Annotated in this window: 18 protein-coding genes and 1 pseudogene; 7 read left to right on the forward strand and 12 right to left on the reverse strand. The window is 70.4% G+C overall.

Annotated elements, in window-relative coordinates; all coding sequences use genetic code 11:
* The first annotated feature begins 7 nt into the window (after positions 1-7).
* The gene (locus J2Z30_RS16965) at positions 8-805 is read left to right on the forward strand and encodes an exodeoxyribonuclease III (RefSeq protein WP_044581526.1); all 798 of its coding nucleotides are present in this window, start codon (positions 8-10) and stop codon (positions 803-805) included.
* 170 nt (positions 806-975) lie between these two features.
* Here the strand turns inward: J2Z30_RS16965 and J2Z30_RS16970 are convergent, their stop codons facing one another.
* Positions 976-1,899 carry an NsdA family TPR-like regulatory protein gene (locus tag J2Z30_RS16970; RefSeq protein ID WP_044581525.1) on the reverse strand — a complete coding sequence of 308 codons (924 nt, stop codon included), beginning with the start codon at positions 1,897-1,899 and terminating at the stop codon, positions 976-978.
* Between the two features lie 241 nt (positions 1,900-2,140).
* On the opposite strand from J2Z30_RS16970, the gene J2Z30_RS16975 reads away from it, so the two are divergent.
* Together J2Z30_RS16975 and J2Z30_RS16980 are read left to right on the forward strand one after the other, a co-directional pair.
* Positions 2,141-2,401 (forward strand): hypothetical protein, encoded by a 261-nt coding sequence (locus tag J2Z30_RS16975; RefSeq protein WP_044571093.1) that lies wholly within the window; start codon positions 2,141-2,143, stop codon positions 2,399-2,401.
* A gap of 80 nt (positions 2,402-2,481) precedes the next feature.
* Positions 2,482-2,619, forward strand: a complete 138-nt coding sequence (locus tag J2Z30_RS16980) for a hypothetical protein (RefSeq protein ID WP_209468713.1) — start codon at positions 2,482-2,484, stop codon at positions 2,617-2,619.
* Positions 2,620-2,870: 251 nt separating this feature from the next.
* On the opposite strand, the gene J2Z30_RS50960 is transcribed toward J2Z30_RS16980, so the two are convergent.
* The 10 genes from J2Z30_RS50960 to J2Z30_RS17025 all read right to left on the reverse strand — a co-directional run bounded on the left by J2Z30_RS50960 (position 2,871) and on the right by J2Z30_RS17025 (position 9,371).
* A complete protein-coding gene (locus J2Z30_RS50960; protein WP_281062708.1) occupies positions 2,871-2,999 on the reverse strand; it encodes a hypothetical protein in 129 nt (42 codons plus the stop codon).
* Positions 2,996-3,277, reverse strand: a complete 282-nt coding sequence (locus J2Z30_RS16985) for a hypothetical protein (protein WP_044571091.1) — start codon at positions 3,275-3,277, stop codon at positions 2,996-2,998. Before J2Z30_RS16985 ends, J2Z30_RS50960 begins: the two co-directional genes overlap by 4 nt.
* 23 nt (positions 3,278-3,300) lie before the next feature.
* On the reverse strand, positions 3,301-3,675 hold the full coding sequence (locus J2Z30_RS16990; RefSeq protein ID WP_245388059.1) for a phage terminase small subunit: 375 nt from the start codon (positions 3,673-3,675) through the stop codon (positions 3,301-3,303).
* 314 nt (positions 3,676-3,989) lie between these two features.
* Entirely contained in the window at positions 3,990-4,157 is a 168-nt protein-coding gene (locus J2Z30_RS16995; RefSeq protein WP_209468714.1) for a hypothetical protein, read from the reverse strand.
* A gap of 71 nt (positions 4,158-4,228) precedes the next feature.
* Entirely contained in the window at positions 4,229-5,026 is a 798-nt protein-coding gene (locus tag J2Z30_RS17000) for a hypothetical protein (RefSeq protein ID WP_044571089.1), read from the reverse strand.
* A 140-nt stretch (positions 5,027-5,166) separates the two neighbouring features.
* Positions 5,167-5,403, reverse strand: a complete 237-nt coding sequence (locus J2Z30_RS17005) for a hypothetical protein (protein ID WP_209468715.1) — start codon at positions 5,401-5,403, stop codon at positions 5,167-5,169.
* Between the two features lie 89 nt (positions 5,404-5,492).
* Positions 5,493-5,981 carry a hypothetical protein gene (locus tag J2Z30_RS17010; RefSeq protein ID WP_044571085.1) on the reverse strand — a complete coding sequence of 163 codons (489 nt, stop codon included), beginning with the start codon at positions 5,979-5,981 and terminating at the stop codon, positions 5,493-5,495.
* A gap of 3 nt (positions 5,982-5,984) precedes the next feature.
* Positions 5,985-6,365, reverse strand: a complete 381-nt coding sequence (locus tag J2Z30_RS17015) for a hypothetical protein (protein ID WP_044571081.1) — start codon at positions 6,363-6,365, stop codon at positions 5,985-5,987.
* 1,096 nt (positions 6,366-7,461) lie between these two features.
* A complete protein-coding gene (locus J2Z30_RS17020; protein WP_044571079.1) occupies positions 7,462-7,680 on the reverse strand; it encodes a hypothetical protein in 219 nt (72 codons plus the stop codon).
* A gap of 104 nt (positions 7,681-7,784) precedes the next feature.
* Entirely contained in the window at positions 7,785-9,371 is a 1,587-nt protein-coding gene (locus J2Z30_RS17025; protein ID WP_044571076.1) for a recombinase family protein, read from the reverse strand.
* Positions 9,372-9,399: 28 nt separating this feature from the next.
* Between J2Z30_RS17025 and J2Z30_RS17030 the strand changes: the two are divergent.
* Positions 9,400-9,543: pseudogene (locus tag J2Z30_RS17030) on the forward strand (exodeoxyribonuclease III); the annotation flags it as partial.
* 98 nt (positions 9,544-9,641) lie between these two features.
* On the opposite strand, the gene J2Z30_RS17035 reads toward J2Z30_RS17030, so the two are convergent.
* Positions 9,642-10,382: a MerR family transcriptional regulator gene (locus J2Z30_RS17035; protein ID WP_308279945.1), complete on the reverse strand. Its 741-nt coding sequence runs from the start codon at positions 10,380-10,382 to the stop codon at positions 9,642-9,644.
* Between the two features lie 161 nt (positions 10,383-10,543).
* Here J2Z30_RS17035 and J2Z30_RS17040 point away from each other — a divergent pair, with 161 nt between their 5' ends.
* Genes J2Z30_RS17040 through J2Z30_RS17050 form a run of 3 tightly spaced genes read left to right on the forward strand, consistent with a single transcriptional unit; the run spans position 10,544 to position 14,063 of the window.
* On the forward strand, positions 10,544-12,073 hold the full coding sequence (locus tag J2Z30_RS17040) for a flavin-containing monooxygenase (RefSeq protein WP_044571071.1): 1,530 nt from the start codon (positions 10,544-10,546) through the stop codon (positions 12,071-12,073).
* Positions 12,070-13,152, forward strand: a complete 1,083-nt coding sequence (locus tag J2Z30_RS17045; protein WP_078956703.1) for an alpha/beta fold hydrolase — start codon at positions 12,070-12,072, stop codon at positions 13,150-13,152. The genes J2Z30_RS17040 and J2Z30_RS17045 overlap by 4 nt, the downstream gene beginning before the upstream one ends.
* Complete coding sequence (locus J2Z30_RS17050) at positions 13,149-14,063, forward strand: SDR family oxidoreductase (RefSeq protein ID WP_044571069.1); 915 nt, start codon at positions 13,149-13,151, stop codon at positions 14,061-14,063. The genes J2Z30_RS17045 and J2Z30_RS17050 overlap by 4 nt, the downstream gene beginning before the upstream one ends.
* Positions 14,064-14,079: the final 16 nt, after the last annotated feature.

Consider the following 14,079-nt stretch of genomic DNA (forward strand, 5'->3'; position numbering starts at 1 on the left):
GCCGGGCGTGCTCACCGTGACGACCGTGAATGTGAACGGGCTGCGTGCCGCCGCCAAGAAGGGCTTCGTCTCCTGGCTGGACGGTACCGCGGCCGATGTGGTGTGCCTCCAGGAGGTGCGCGCCGAGCCCAAGGAACTGCCCGAGGCGGTCCGCGAACCCGACGGCTGGCATGTGGTGCACGCCCCAGCGGCGGCCAAGGGGCGGGCCGGGGTGTCGGTGTACGCCCGGCGCGAGCTGGAGGGCGTCCGGGTCGGCTTCGGGTCGTCCGAGTTCGACGGCAGCGGCCGCTATGTGGAGGTCGATCTACCGGGCGTGACCGTCGGCAGCCTGTACCTCCCCTCGGGTGAGGTCGGCACGGACCGCCAGGACGAGAAGGAGCGCTTCATGGCGGAGTTCCTTCCGTATCTGAAGGAGCTGCGCGAGCGCGCGGCGGCCGGTGGGCGCGAGGCGCTGGTGTGCGGCGACTGGAACATCGCCCACCAGGAGGCCGACCTCAAGAACTGGAAGGCCAACCAGAAGAAGTCCGGCTTCCTGCCGGCGGAGCGCGCCTGGCTGACCAGCGTCTTCGAGGAGGCGGCGTACGTGGACGTGGTGCGCGCCCTGCACCCGGACGTCGCGGGTCCCTACTCATGGTGGTCCTACCGCGGCCGGGCCTTCGACAACGACGCGGGCTGGCGCATCGACCTAGTTTGCACAACGCCGGGTCTCGCTGCCCGTGCCGTGAAGGCGTACGTGGAGCGGCCCGCTACATACGAAGAGCGCTGGTCAGACCATGCTCCGGTGACAGTCGTGTTCAACCGCTAGACGCTCCTATGTGACTTACGGCATACATGAGGCCCCTGGTTGAAGCCAGGGGCCCAGTTCTTGTCGTTCACCAGCGGATAGGCTCCGCATTCCTACCGACGTATACCGGGCAGTGGCGTTTGCCGGACTGACTGACGGACCAGGAGGACGCCGAAGACAGGTCGGAACCTTCAGCAGTGAGCCTCAGCCTGGGCCAGGGCGTCCCGGTGCTCCTTCGTCCACGGCGCCCTCTGTTGGTCGGCGGGCAGGCCCGCCAGTCCGGCGCGGATGTGGTCCGCTGCATCGGCGTACGCCTTCAGCCCAAGGTGGGCCAGGCCCAGATTCAGCCGCTGGAAGTTCGGGGTCAGCCAGTACGCCGTACCCGGCGGCTGGTCCTGGGCAGCGTCGGACAGCGCCATGGCTTCGTCCAGGAGTCTGCGGGCCGCGTCCGTCTGCCCCAGCTCCCCCAGGCCCTGAGCCACCTGGGCAGCGTCGCCCATGCGCTGAGGCGCGCTGGCGCCAGGCGTGTAGTACGCGGCGGAGAACCAGCGGACCATGCCGCGGGGGTTGCCCTGCTGTCGCGCGATGTATCCCCGGAAGTTCAGGGCCTGGGCCGCCAGCGTGCCGGACCCTGCCTCGTCGGCCAGCTCCTCCGCTTCGGTCAGCCGCTTCACGGCCTTCGCGTCCTGGCGCGTGGAGGCGTAGAGCCAACCAGCGAACTGGACCGACTCGGCAGCCACTTCCGCCAGGGCGTCCCGGTGGGGTCCGCGTACGTCCTTCAGCAAGGACAGGAGCGTGGCTGTCTGGGCCTCCACAGGCCCGATGAGCGGGGAGGGGCCCAGGGTGTCATCCAACCTCCGCTGTGCCGCCAGGATGTCCCCCAGAGTCTTCACCGCCCGACCGTCGATACGGGACGGGTGATCGATGGCGTAAGCGACCCGGCCCCCTTCGTCCTCCGCCAGGCTGGCGGCCAGGTTCACTAGCTCCCCGCCAGCGTCCAAGAGCCTGTCCAGGGCCTCCGCCAGTTGCGGCGAAGGGAGTTGCTTACCGGCCAGCACGCGGCACAGGTAGGCGTGGTCGTAGACCAGCTCCCGCGCGGCGCCACGAATCGACATGCCACGAGCCTTCAGCGCAGCGCTCACGGTCTGTGCAAAATCCCCGCCCGTCATGGTGACAGCGTACCCAGTCACCACCCAGTCACCATCTGTCATCGCTGAGGGAGGGGAGGCTGGCGAGCGAGGACCCCGGCGACGCTGGCAGGCGTCCCGGGGCGTGGCCGATCGCTACGAAGGAGCGAACGACATGGAGAGCCTACGGCGCTTGCCCTGGACATCTGTTGACGGGAGGGATGCCTTCGTGACCCCCGGCAACGGCATCGTGAACCGTCTGGCCGACATCATGGAAGCGGAGCTGATCGAGTCAGCGAAGGCTGACGCGGCGCGGGCCCGCGCCCTGGCCGACGACCCAGCCGCCAGCGGGGCGGAACTGCGGACCGCGCTGCGATATCTGGCACACGCTGTCGAGGACGCGGCGAAGGTGGCCAGCCTCCGAGCGGAGCGGCTGCCGGACATGGACAACGAGGAGGACGCGGCTTCCATTAAGGAGGCGACGCGATGACGCACCCTCTCTACTCCCAGACGTGGCCCGCCTGCGACTGTCCCCGTTGTCGTCCAGCCCGTCAACGGGAGGCCCGGGAAGTGGCGGCCATACTCGCCAGGGTGACCGGCCACGCGGACAAGGCCGCGGACAGTACGCCCACCGTTAACGACGAGGCGGACAGCGACGCGGACAGCGCGGCCACCGTTAGCGGCCAGGTGGACAGCGCCAGCCGGTAGACGCGGACAGGGCGGAGCAAACGACAGAAGGGCCCCCAGCCACTCCGGACAGGAGCGGTCAGGGGCCCTTCATTATGCGGCCAGGAAGTTGGACCAGGTGGACGTCGTCCTTCGCTGTCCGTGTGCTCTGATCAGGCACTTCGCTGCGGGGAACTGTCGTTAATGCACATCGGCGGCCAGCGTGGACAGGGTGGTCAGCCGTTGCGGCCAGCCTCGCAGCCAGGACGGACAGCGGACAGGGGAACGGGCTGTCAGTGGCCAGCGCGGACGACAGGGCGGCCAGGAGTGCGGCGGGCGGCGGCCTGGTCACGCCGGACCTCGCGAATCACGGTCAGGATGTCCGCCAGGGTCGGGGGCTTGTCCGCTGGTCGGCCGGTCACGCGGCGCGCTCCTGGCAGAGGGCCAGCCACTCGTGAGGCGCCAGCCAGCCGGAGTCACCCTTGATCCGGAATCTGCGGGCCTCATGGTCGTAAACGACGCTGGGCGTCGGCCAGTCCGCCAGATAGGTCCGCCAGTCCAGGCCCGCCTCATGGAGGAGGCTCTGGCGCCGTGAGGTCTCGTAGTCATACCCGCCGCCGTCCAGGGCTGCCAGGCGGGCGCGAACGCTGGCCAGCGGTGGCTCCGGCTTGCTGGCGTTCACGGTCGGCACGGCGGTCACGCGGGCACGCTGCTGACGTCGGTTCACTCCGTGCCCTCCAGCTTCCAACCAAGGGTCTGCATCGCCTTCGGTGTCAGGCCCAGGGCCTCCGACGCGTAGCGGTACTCCTGGGCCTGCCAGGCGGAAGCGGCGCCGGACAGTAGCGCTGTCTCGTAGACAACCAGGACAGCCACGGTCCCGGCTGCTGTCTCGTCCCACATGAACGACTGGGGAGACGTCCAAAGGCTTCGCCAGCGGGCCTGCTGGGCGTCCGTCCATTCGACCCCGTCGGGAGCGGGCGGCGGGTCCAGGGTCGTCTCCACGGGCAGCGTGATCGATGCTGTCGGCTGGGCTCTCCCAGGCTGGCGGCGGGTGCCGTAGCGGGAGTGGCGGGCGCCTGGGTTACGCGGCTTGGCCACGGCGGACTCCTTCACTCTGTGTGTGCGGCTGGGCCGCGTATTGGGGTTGATTGGTTGCCGGACCATGCGGAGACCTCCCCCGCGTTCCGGGCCCCCTACCCCCTTGGGGGTCACCCCCCGGGTCCCTGACCTGCGCAGTTACCTTGATCAAGCCGTTGAACTGCGACGATGCGCGTCATTGCGCATCGTGAAGGCACTCAGGTCAGGCACAGAGGCCAGCGGTCCCGGGGCCTGGTACCAAAACCAGGGCAGGAGGCAGGCAGCGAGAGGGGGCGCGCGTCCGCTGTCGGCCAGGCGCGCGCCAGGGTCCACGGTCAGGTCCCGCCGTCCAGGCCGTCCGGCCAGATGCCGTCAGCGGGGACGACCAGACCTGTACGCAGCCAGGTAGCGGCGGCATCGTCGGGCACGTTGAATTCGTCGCCCTCGCTGTACTCCTGGTCCTTCAGGATCAGGTGACGGGAGGGGGCCACACGGACTCTCACAGAGGTCCTCCTTCCAGGGTCTGGCGCGGGGACCAGGCAGCGTCAACTACCCAGGCCCCGCTGTGGATTGGTCAGGCGCCAGAGGTGCTGTCGGCAATGTCGTCCGTAGCGGGCGCGTCCGGCGTGTCCTCCTGGTCGACGTACTCAATCGAGTTGCCCAGGGCGGCGGCTTGGTCGGCGGCCAGATGCATGACAGCGCCGTTCGCCTTGCTTCGGACGCGAACCAGGCGGTCCGGGGCCCTGTCCGTCAGGCCGTCATCGCTGAGTCCGGCGGTGCGGAAGGACTCCAGGACCTCCCGGACCTCCTGGAGGCCGGGCGCAGCCTGGGGGGACAGGCCGTCAGCACGCACGACGCCCGCAGACTCGTAGTAGTCCGGGCGGCCTGATCCCTGCCAGGCGTATACGTAGCGACGGAAGTCCGCGGCAGCGCCGAAGACAGCGCGGGCGGCCATGAGCGCGCCATATGCCTCCTGGTAAGCCTTCGCGGCCTCCTGGAGTCGCTGGGCCGCGGCGGGCGCCAACTCCCCGACATGCTTCCGGAAGGCGGCGGCCAGGGCCGCGTCCTTCGCGCGGACATCCTTCACCAGGGCTCGGGCAGCGCCGACGATGCGCGGGCGCAGGTCCCGGGCCTCAGCCAGTTCGGACTTGATCTTCAGCGGGTCCTTGCCTGCCGTGACAGCCTCAGCGGCGGCCAGGATGTCCCGCGCTTCGTACGTGTCCTCCCACTGGTCGGACAGCAACGCGTGATGCTCAGACTCGAAGTCCACCCAGCGGTCGTACGCGTCGTCCCGGGCCTCCAGGAGAGGGCGGACGGGCTCCGGGAGAAGGTCAGCGGGCGGAAGGATCGTGACGTCAACGTGCTCAGGCATGCGGATGTAGCTCCTTCAAGAGGGGGGAGAGGGGGCCAGGCGCGCTTCAGGGGCGGCCTGGCGGACAGGGGCGGCGGCCACCAACGGCAGGGCGTAGGCCAGGCTGGGGAGGTGCTCCAGGTCCTGGGGACGGGCAGGGGTCACGTACGGGCCTCCCTCGCCGCGTAGAACTGCGTCCGCCGAAGCGTTGCCTCCTGGGCCCGTGTCTGGGCATCCAGCAACTTGGCCAGGACCTCCAGGCCGTCCAGGTCGATGTCGGCGGAGTCGGACAGCTTCAGAGCCAGGCCGGTGATCAGGTCGCGGATCGTCTGGCGCTGGAGGGCGTCCGGCGAAGGGGTGCGGGGCGGCATGTCGGCAGGGGAAGGGGAGGTGTTCAAGGTGCGTTCCTTCGGCAGAGCGGGAGACGCCCCTGTTGAGGCGCCTGGCGCCCCGGAAGGCCCGCCCCGTGAAGGGGACGGACCAGAGGTCAGCGCGGCGCAGCGTCGCGGACCAGCTTGCGGAGGTCGGCCAGGACCTTCCGGACGTCGGGCGCGTAGTCGCCACCCAGGCCGTTCGCCTCCGCGACAGCCACGGCCCAGCCGGAGGCCAGCTTCCGGAGCTGTTCGAACTGGAGCGGGCGCCCGCCCAGGTGCCAGCCGGACGCGTCGCGCCGCAGCGTGTACATGCTCATGCGCCAACACATCAGTGCGGCCTCCATGGACAGCGTGGCCGACGTAGGCGCGGGAGCCTGATCGGTAGGGACTGACTCCGGCCAAGCGCTGGCCAGTTCGCGCTTCACGTCCTCCACGGCCCTGACCGTGGCGCGGGCCTTGTGCGCCTTCAGCGCGAAGACTGCCGCGTCCTGGATGTCCAGGGCGTGGATCGGCTGGCCGTGCTGGGTCCAGCCCTGGCGGGCCTTCCGGATGCCGGTCGCTGCGATGGACTCGACTACGGCGGAGGTCAGGGTGTCGTTCACTGATCAGGCCCCTTTCTGGGTCGAGCGGTAGGAGCGCGTCCGGCACGCTGCGGAGTGGTACTTCGGAGGGCGGCCACGGCCCGCGTACGGAATCGGCTCCTCACAGCCAGGGCCCTGACAGACGACTTCGCCCAGCTCTGACAGGCGGATGGACTCCGCGTCCTCCGCTTCGTCCTGAAGCTCCTGACAGAAGCTGTCCGCGTCCTCGTAGGGGCAGACCGTCCGGCGGCCCCTGCCGCGCTGGAGGAACGGCTGGCCGCACAGCTTGCATGTGACCAGGGGACGCGGCTTCTCGCGCCTGGAGCGGGACAGCGCGGTACGGCAGCGTGCGGAGCATGTCCGGCGCTGGTCGCGGAGTGAGCGGCCGTCCTTCGCGTCAGTCATGCCGGGCGGCTGGCGTCGGCGGAGTCGACCTTCAGGCGTCGGGATCTCGTTCATGCAGCCAGGGGCCTGACAGGTCCCATCGAAGTCGTCGTGTGGGTCGTTACGCACGGGTGAACTCCGTTCACGGGTACGGCAGTTGGGGACTTCGTGGATGGCTCCCCAGGACCAGCGGCGGCGGTAGCTACTCCGCTGCCATGTGCTGGCCCTGGGCCCTTGCCATCCCGAAGGAGGTCGCGCTGGGTTGACCGGCCAGCGCCCCGGAGTTTGGGCATGAAGAAGGCCCCAGCCGCACAGCCCGCTGTCTCCCCCTGCCAGGGTTCGGAGACGCGGACCCGTGCGACCGGGGCCAGTTGCGCGCTGCTTCGTATACCGCTGCGCGCCAGCGGTTGTCAGGTGTGCGGCTGGGAGGTCCTGGCAGGGACAGCCGCAAGGGAGGAGGGGAGTACCCGTCACTCCCTTACAGGTGAGGACCTCCCCCACTGCCGGTAACCCCAGGTCGTGCATGCAGACCGGCCAGGCCAGCGGGTCAGCGCAGCGCCGGACGGCCATGCGCCACGGACGCTGTCACGCGGGCCAGGTGAGGGCCTGGCGTTCACGACGGAGGCGGCCAGGCTCCGCCGGGAGTGGCCTAGGCGGGCGCGTACGGGGCCCTGGCGGGGCGTCCGAGACCCAGAGCCAGGAGGGCGCTGGAGGCCGTCAGGGAGGCGCGTACGGCGTCTGGGGAAGAGGCTGGCCGGAGGTCCGCGGAGACGGCCGACGCGGGGCGCTGTTCTTGAATCGCTGGAGTGGAAACACCTACTTGGCTAAGCCCCAAGAACAGAAGCCACGTAGGAGTTATTTGTTAGGTGATTCATTCAAAAAAATATGAACTATGCAGGTCAGGGCCCTCTAAAGTCTGGAGGTCTGACACGCCAAAGGAGCCAGGGGTCTCTCCGCCGTAGGCGCCCCGCTCCGACGCCAGGAGTCGCGCGCTGGGGGCCCAGCCGCATCGTGAACGGTTCTCAGCGGGCCGTACGGCTCCCAGACGACTGAAGGGGGCCGGACCCCATCGGGCCGACCCCCAGTCACTCCTCCGCCGTCAGCGGCGGCGCCTCCTTCACGCGGCGGGCAACGCCTCCGGCACTCGGCCGCACGATCCGCACGCGGCCAGCATCTGGGGCGCCTCCCACAGGAGCGCGGCCTGGGCCGCCTCCAGGCGCATCACGCGTTCACGAAGGCGGGGCGTGTCCTGGCCGCCCAGGATCTGGGCCCAAAGGAGGCTTGTCTGTCGCTGGAGCGCAGCCAGTTCCTGGAGGTGGGTACGGGACTCGGACATTACGATGGACCTTCCGCTCAAGGGCGGACGCCGGTCCGGTCTCTTCCGGCAAGTTGATGTCCGGACCGGCGCCTACTGGATGTTGTCGTGGTGCTGTCGTCAGCTCAGGCGAAGCGGGACGCTCGCTCTTCCTCTTCCACGGCTTCCAGAGCCGCTGCGTATGGGTCCGCGTGCATACCGATCGTGAACGCCAGTCGCGCCGGGTCCGGTCCGTTCAGCCGTTCAGCCCCTCCGCCTGAACGGCCCTTCGCTACGGTCACGCGTGCGCCAGCGTCGAGGAGGAGCTGACGGCGGCCAGCAGCGTCATGCCGGGCCCAGAAGGAGGCGTAGGTCTCGCCTGTCTCCACGACCTCAGTCCGGACCTCCGTCCGGGGCGTTGCCTCCAGGGCCTCCGCGCGCCGTTCCAGGGCGTCGACCTCCTCTTGCCAGATCATGCGCCCGGTTCGGGACTTGCGACTTTCCTTGTCCGCGTAGAGGGCCCTCAGCTCCTCCTCCACCTCCCGAAGTTCCGGCGTAGGGTCGTACCCCTTGTGCGTGATGACCTTCGTCATCTGCATGCCGCCGATGCGGGCCAGAAGTTCCTCCTCCACGTACTTCTCCAGCCAGTCAGCGCGGATGCCAGCGGGGGAGGGGCAGCGGTCACCCCGGGCCGTCGCTCGGCAGTTGTAGTCGCTGCCTCCGGCCCGCTTCGACAGGTACAGGTTCCCGCCACAGCCACGGCACTTCGCGACGCCCAGGAGCACGGCCTGGGTGTCCTTGCGGGTCCGGTTCTTCTGAGGAGTCAGCGTGGAGAGGTGGTCCTGAAGGACGCTGAACTCTTCCCGCGTCAAGACAGGCTCTCCGATCAGGACCGGGTTTCCGTCGCGGTCCCGGACAGGCTTTCCCTGGTGGATGCGGTACCCCATCAGGGCAGAGGACCGGAGGACCTTCGACAAGGTGCCCGCAGTCCAGCGGAAGCGCTCGATCTTGTGGCCTCGCCTGGTCCCGCCTGGCTCACGGCCCGCCTTGATGGCCTGGTAATCCCTGGGTACGGGCACGCCGTCTTCGTTCAGCGCCATGGCTACGGCGGTCAGGGACTGGCCGTCCAGGACGTCCCGGATGATGCCGGACAGAACCTTCACTGCCTCCGGGTCGGGGGCCAGCTTGAAGCCTTCGCCGTCGGGATTCTTGATCTTCTCGTACCCGTATGGGGCCAAGCCCCCGGAGTATCGGCCCTGCGTGCGGAGGGCAGCCTGCGCGCCTGTGACGCGCTCCTTGATGGCCAGGGCCTCCATCTGCGCACTGAAGGCCAGCATCATCATGATGAGCTCTGACACAGGCGACACGGTGCGCATGTCCAGTTCGAGCGGGGAGCCGCCGGGACCTTCAGCGAAGACCAAGAGCTTCCCGTGGTCCTTTGCCCAGCGGCCCAGCTCCGCCATGTCGGCCATCGAGCGGACGGCGCGGTCCATGCGCCACCAGATGATCATGTCGAAGTCGTCTGGGCGGGCCAGCCAGGCGCCCAGCTCCGGCCGGTTGAAGGGCGTCGTCTTCGTCGCTGAGACGTCCAGGTCCTCAGCTTCACCGACGATGACGGCTCCACGGCGGGCAGCCTCGTTGGAGTTGGCAGCGCGTTGACGGCTTGGTGACGTTGTCTCGTCAGTTCTGACAGACAGCCGGATGGCGCTTAACGCGCGAAGTTGGTTCGTCATGGTCGGGATCGTACTGAACTCTGTTTCGACCGGATGGCGCATCGACTACCAGATCGCCACCCCGGGGCTCGCCGGGCGCGCGGTCAAGGCGGTGGTGGAACGGGCGGCCGCCTACGACCAGCGGTGGAGCGACCACGCCCCGGTGACCGTGGCCTACGGCCCGGCTCACTGAGGTTCGCGGGGCAGCGGTCCTGTGGGTTCGCCGGTCTCGGCGGGCTCGCCGGTCTTCGCGGGTTCGCCGGTCTCCGCGGGCTCACCGGCCCCGTGGGCTCACTGCTTGCCGGAGTGGCCCTGGGGCGGCGCCTCGCCCAGCTCCGCGCGCATCCGGCGGTTCATGGCCATCGTCAGCTCGGCGTCCACCACGCTCGTGGCCAGTGGCCGCAGCCGCTCCACGGTCTCGCCGACGTCCTCGCCGCGCTCCACGGCGTCCGCCAGCACATGGGCGCGCAGCAGTGTGACGAAGGTCTCGGCGATCGCGTCCACGTGCTCACGCACCTCGCGTGCCGCGCCGAGCACGGCGGCCAGCGGGACGCCCTGTTCGACCAGGGTGTGTGAGACGTCCAGCAGGCGGCGGCTGAGGTGGACGATCTCGTCGCCGTCGACGGCCAGGTAGCCGAGGTCGAGTGAGGTGCTGAGGTTCTCCGGGGTGACCTCGCCCTGGAAGTAGTCCGCGAGCGCCTCCGGCCTGAGCCGGACCGGGGTCTCCGCGGGCCAGGAGGCGGCGGCGCCGGGCAGCCCGAGCAGCTCGCCGACGTCCCGGCGGCCGCTTTCGAAGGCGGCGAGCAGCTCGGCGATCCCGCCGAGGGTGTGGCCGCGCTCCAGCAGTGCCGCGATCGTCCGCAGCCGGGCCAGATGGTGGTCGTTGTACCAGGCGATCCGGCCCTCGCGGCGCGGTGGCGGGAGCAGCTTGCGCTCCCGGTAGAAGCGCAGGGTGCGCACGGTGATCCCGGCCCTCTCGGCCAGTTCCGCCATGCGGTACTCGCGTACCTCGTCCGCTTCGCTCGTCGCCACGAGGGAAGCCTATGCCGAAGCCCATGCCGCGGCCGGTCGGGTGCGACCGCCGGTAACTTCGTTATCCACAGCCCCTACCGCTTGGTAGATCCCTGTCCTACGCTCCCATCGTGCCAGTGATTGCTGGCGCGGTCGTATTCGCGTTCGTGGAAGGCGGCGGCATGGCTGGGCTGACGCATGAGCATGTACGGGTGGCGGTGATCGGGGCCGGGTTCGGCGGGCTGGGGGCGGCGGTGCGGCTGCGTCGCGCGGGCGTCACGGACTTCGTGGTGCTGGAGCGCGCGGACGCGGTCGGCGGCGCCTGGCGGGACAACACCTATCCGGGCTGTGCCTGCGATGTCCCGTCGCATCTGTACTCCTTCTCCTTCGCGCCCAACCCCGACTGGCCCCGGAACTTCTCCGGCCAGCCCCATATCCGCGCCTATCTGGAGCGGGTCGCCGACACCTTCGGGCTGCGGCCGCACCTGCGCTTCGGTGCCGAGGTGCGGTCCCTGCGCTGGGACACCGAGGCGGTGCACTGGGAGGTGGAGACGGCACGGGGCTCGCTGACCGCCGATGTCGTGGTCAGCGCCACCGGTCCGCTCGCCGACCCCCGGATCCCGGACATCCCGGGGCTCGACGGCTTCCCCGGCGCCGTCTTCCACTCCGCGCGCTGGGACCACACCACCGATCTGCGCGGCAAGCGGGTGGCGATGATCGGCACCGGTGCCTCGGCCATCCAGATCGTTCCCGCCATCCAGCGTGAGGTCGGCCGGCTCACCCTCTTCCAGCGCACCCCGCCCTGGGTGCTGCCGCGGATGGATCGCCGGATCAGCGGCCTCGAGCGATGGCTGCACTCGAAGATCCCGGCCACCCGGTCGCTGCGCCGCGGGGTGCTGTGGGGCATCCGGGAGCTGCAGGTCGGGGCCTTCACCAAGCGGCCGGGCGAGATGCGGTTCGTGGAGCGGCTGGCCCGCGCCCATATGCGACGGGCCGTCAAGGACCCGGGGCTGCGGGCGGCGCTGACCCCCGACTACCGCATCGGCTGCAAGCGCATCCTGCTCTCCAACGACTACTACCCGGCGCTCGCCCAGCCGCATGTGGACGTGGTCCCGACGGGGTTGAAGGAGGTGCGCGGCAGCACTCTGGTCGGTGCCGACGGCACCGAGACCGAGGCCGACGTGATCATCTTCGGCACCGGCTTCCATGTGACCGACGTCCCCATAGCCCAGCAGGTGACGGGGGCGCGCGGGACGACGCTCGCGGAGGAGTGGAAGGGCGGGATGGAGGCGCTGCGCGGCACCACCCCGGCGGGCTTCCCCAACTTCCTGACCATCATCGGGCCCAACACCGGCCTCGGGAACAGCTCGATGATCCTCGTCATCGAGGCGCAGCTGGCCTATATGGCCGACTATCTGCGCCAGTTGGACACCCTCGGCGGCAAGGTCGCGCTGGACGCCCGGCCGTCGGCGGTGCGTGCCTACACCGACATGATCCAGGAAAGGATGGAACGCACGGTGTGGAACACCGGAGGTTGCGACAGCTGGTACCTCGACAACGGCCGCAACACCACCCTGTGGCCCGGGACGACGTCCGAGCTGAGGAGGGTCACCCGGCGCGTGGACCTCGCCGAGTACACGGTGGTGCGGCCGCGCACCGGGCCGGTCAAGGCCACGGTGTCCACGGCCGGTGCGGGGAGGGGATCGCGGTGAGGCGGGCTCCTTCGCCGCCCTCGGGGCCGTACGTCCCGCCCGTGCCGGAGCGCGAGCTGACGGTCGTCTCGGCCGACGGGAGCCGGATCCATGCGGAGCTGCACGGCCCCGAGGGCGCCCCGGCCGTCGTGCTCGCGCACGGCTGGGTCTGCTCCACGGCCTTCTGGGCGCCGGTGCTGCGCGCCCTCTCGGCCGACCACCGGGTGATCCTCTACGACCAGCGCGGCCATGGCCGCAGCCCGGCCCCAGGGCCCGGCGGCTACAGCGCCCACGCCTTGGCCGACGACCTGGTGGCGGTGCTGGAGGCGACCCTTCCGCCCGGTCGGCGGGCCGTGCTGGCGGGCCACTCCATGGGGGCGATGACGCTGATGGCCGCGGCCGACCGCCCCATGCTGCGCGAGCGCGCGGCCGCCGCGGTGCTGTGCAGCACCGGCGCCTCACGGCTGATGGAGCGGTCGCGGGTGGTGCCGCTGCGCTCCCCGCGGGCACGGGCGCGGGCGCACCGCCTGCTCCTCGGCTCACGCGCGCCGCTGGGCCCGGTCACCCCGCTCGCCAAGCGGCTGGTGCGGTACGTCGCGATGGGCCCCGGCACCGACCCGGCCACGGTGGAGGTGGCCGCGCGGATCCTGCACGCCTGCCCCCGCGTCGTACGCGCCGGATGGGGCCGGGTCCTGGCCGACCTCGAACTGGACGCGCGGGTCGGTCAACTGGCCGTGCCCACGGCCGTCATCGTCGGCGCCGCCGACCGGCTCACCCCGCCCGAGCACGCCCACGCCCTCGCCGCCGCGCTGCCGCACTGCACCGGCCTCACCGAGCTCCCGGGGCTCGGCCATATGACCCCGCTGGAGGATCCCGAGGCGGTCACCGGGGTGATCCGCGGCCTGGTCGAGGAGTACGGGACAGCCCGGGAAACCGATCTCACAACGTCCCAGGAAGCCCACCTCACCTCCCGGGAAGCCCACCTCACCTCCCAGGAATCCGACTTCACCTCTCAGGAATCCCTCTCTCAGGAATCCCGGCCCACAACAGCGACGGAAGCCGGGCACACGGCAGTGGCGGCGAAGGAGCAGACGGCATGAGTGCGCGCAGGGGTCTTGAGGGCCAGGTCGCGGTGGTGACGGGTGCGGCGCGGGGCGTCGGCGAGCTGCTCGCCCGCAAGCTCTCCGCACGCGGCGCGAAGGTCGCGCTGGTGGGCCTGGAGCCCGAGGAGCTGAAGCGGGTCTCGGAGCGGCTGCCCACCGACTCCGCCTACTGGCACGCCGATGTCACCGACGCCGAGGCGATGGCGCGGGTGGCGGCGGAGGTCGTGGAGCGGTTCGGCGCGGTGGACATCGTCTGTGCCAACGCGGGCGTGGCCCAGGCGGGTCCGTTCCTGGACACCGATGAGTCGGCCTGGCGGCGGGTGATCGAGGTCAATCTGCTGGGCGGCGCCAACACGGCCCGCGCCTTCCTGCCCGCGCTGACCGCCAGCCGCGGCTATCTGCTGCAGATCGCCTCGCTGGCCGCGATCGCGCCCGCGCCCATGATGACGGCGTACTGCGCGTCCAAGTCCGGGGTCGAGGCGTTCGCCCACAGTCTGCGGGCCGAGGTGGGCCACCGTGGGGTCCGGGTCGGCGTGGGCTATCTGAGCTGGACGGACACCGATATGGTGCGCGGCGCCGACCGGGACGAGGTGATGCGCGAGCTACGGCAGCGGCTGCCCTGGCCCGCGGGCCGCACCTATCCGCTGGGCCCGGCGGTGGACCGGCTGGTGGCGGGCATCGAGCGCCGGTCGGCGCATGTGTACGCGCAGTGGTGGTTGCGCGGTATGCAGTCGATGCGCGGCTATCTGCCCGCGTTCATCCACGCTGTGGGGCGGCGCGAGATGCGTCGCGCCGAGCCTCGGCTGGCGGCGACCCGGGAGGCGCGGGGCGGTCTGGTGGGCGAGGGCGGCGCGGCGGACGAGAAGGCGCGCACGGCGGGCACCGTGGGCACGGAGCGTCACCAGTAACGCTCCGTCAACCGTG

This window comes from Streptomyces iranensis, assembly GCF_017874715.1.
Taxonomy (GTDB): domain Bacteria; phylum Actinomycetota; class Actinomycetes; order Streptomycetales; family Streptomycetaceae; genus Streptomyces; species Streptomyces iranensis.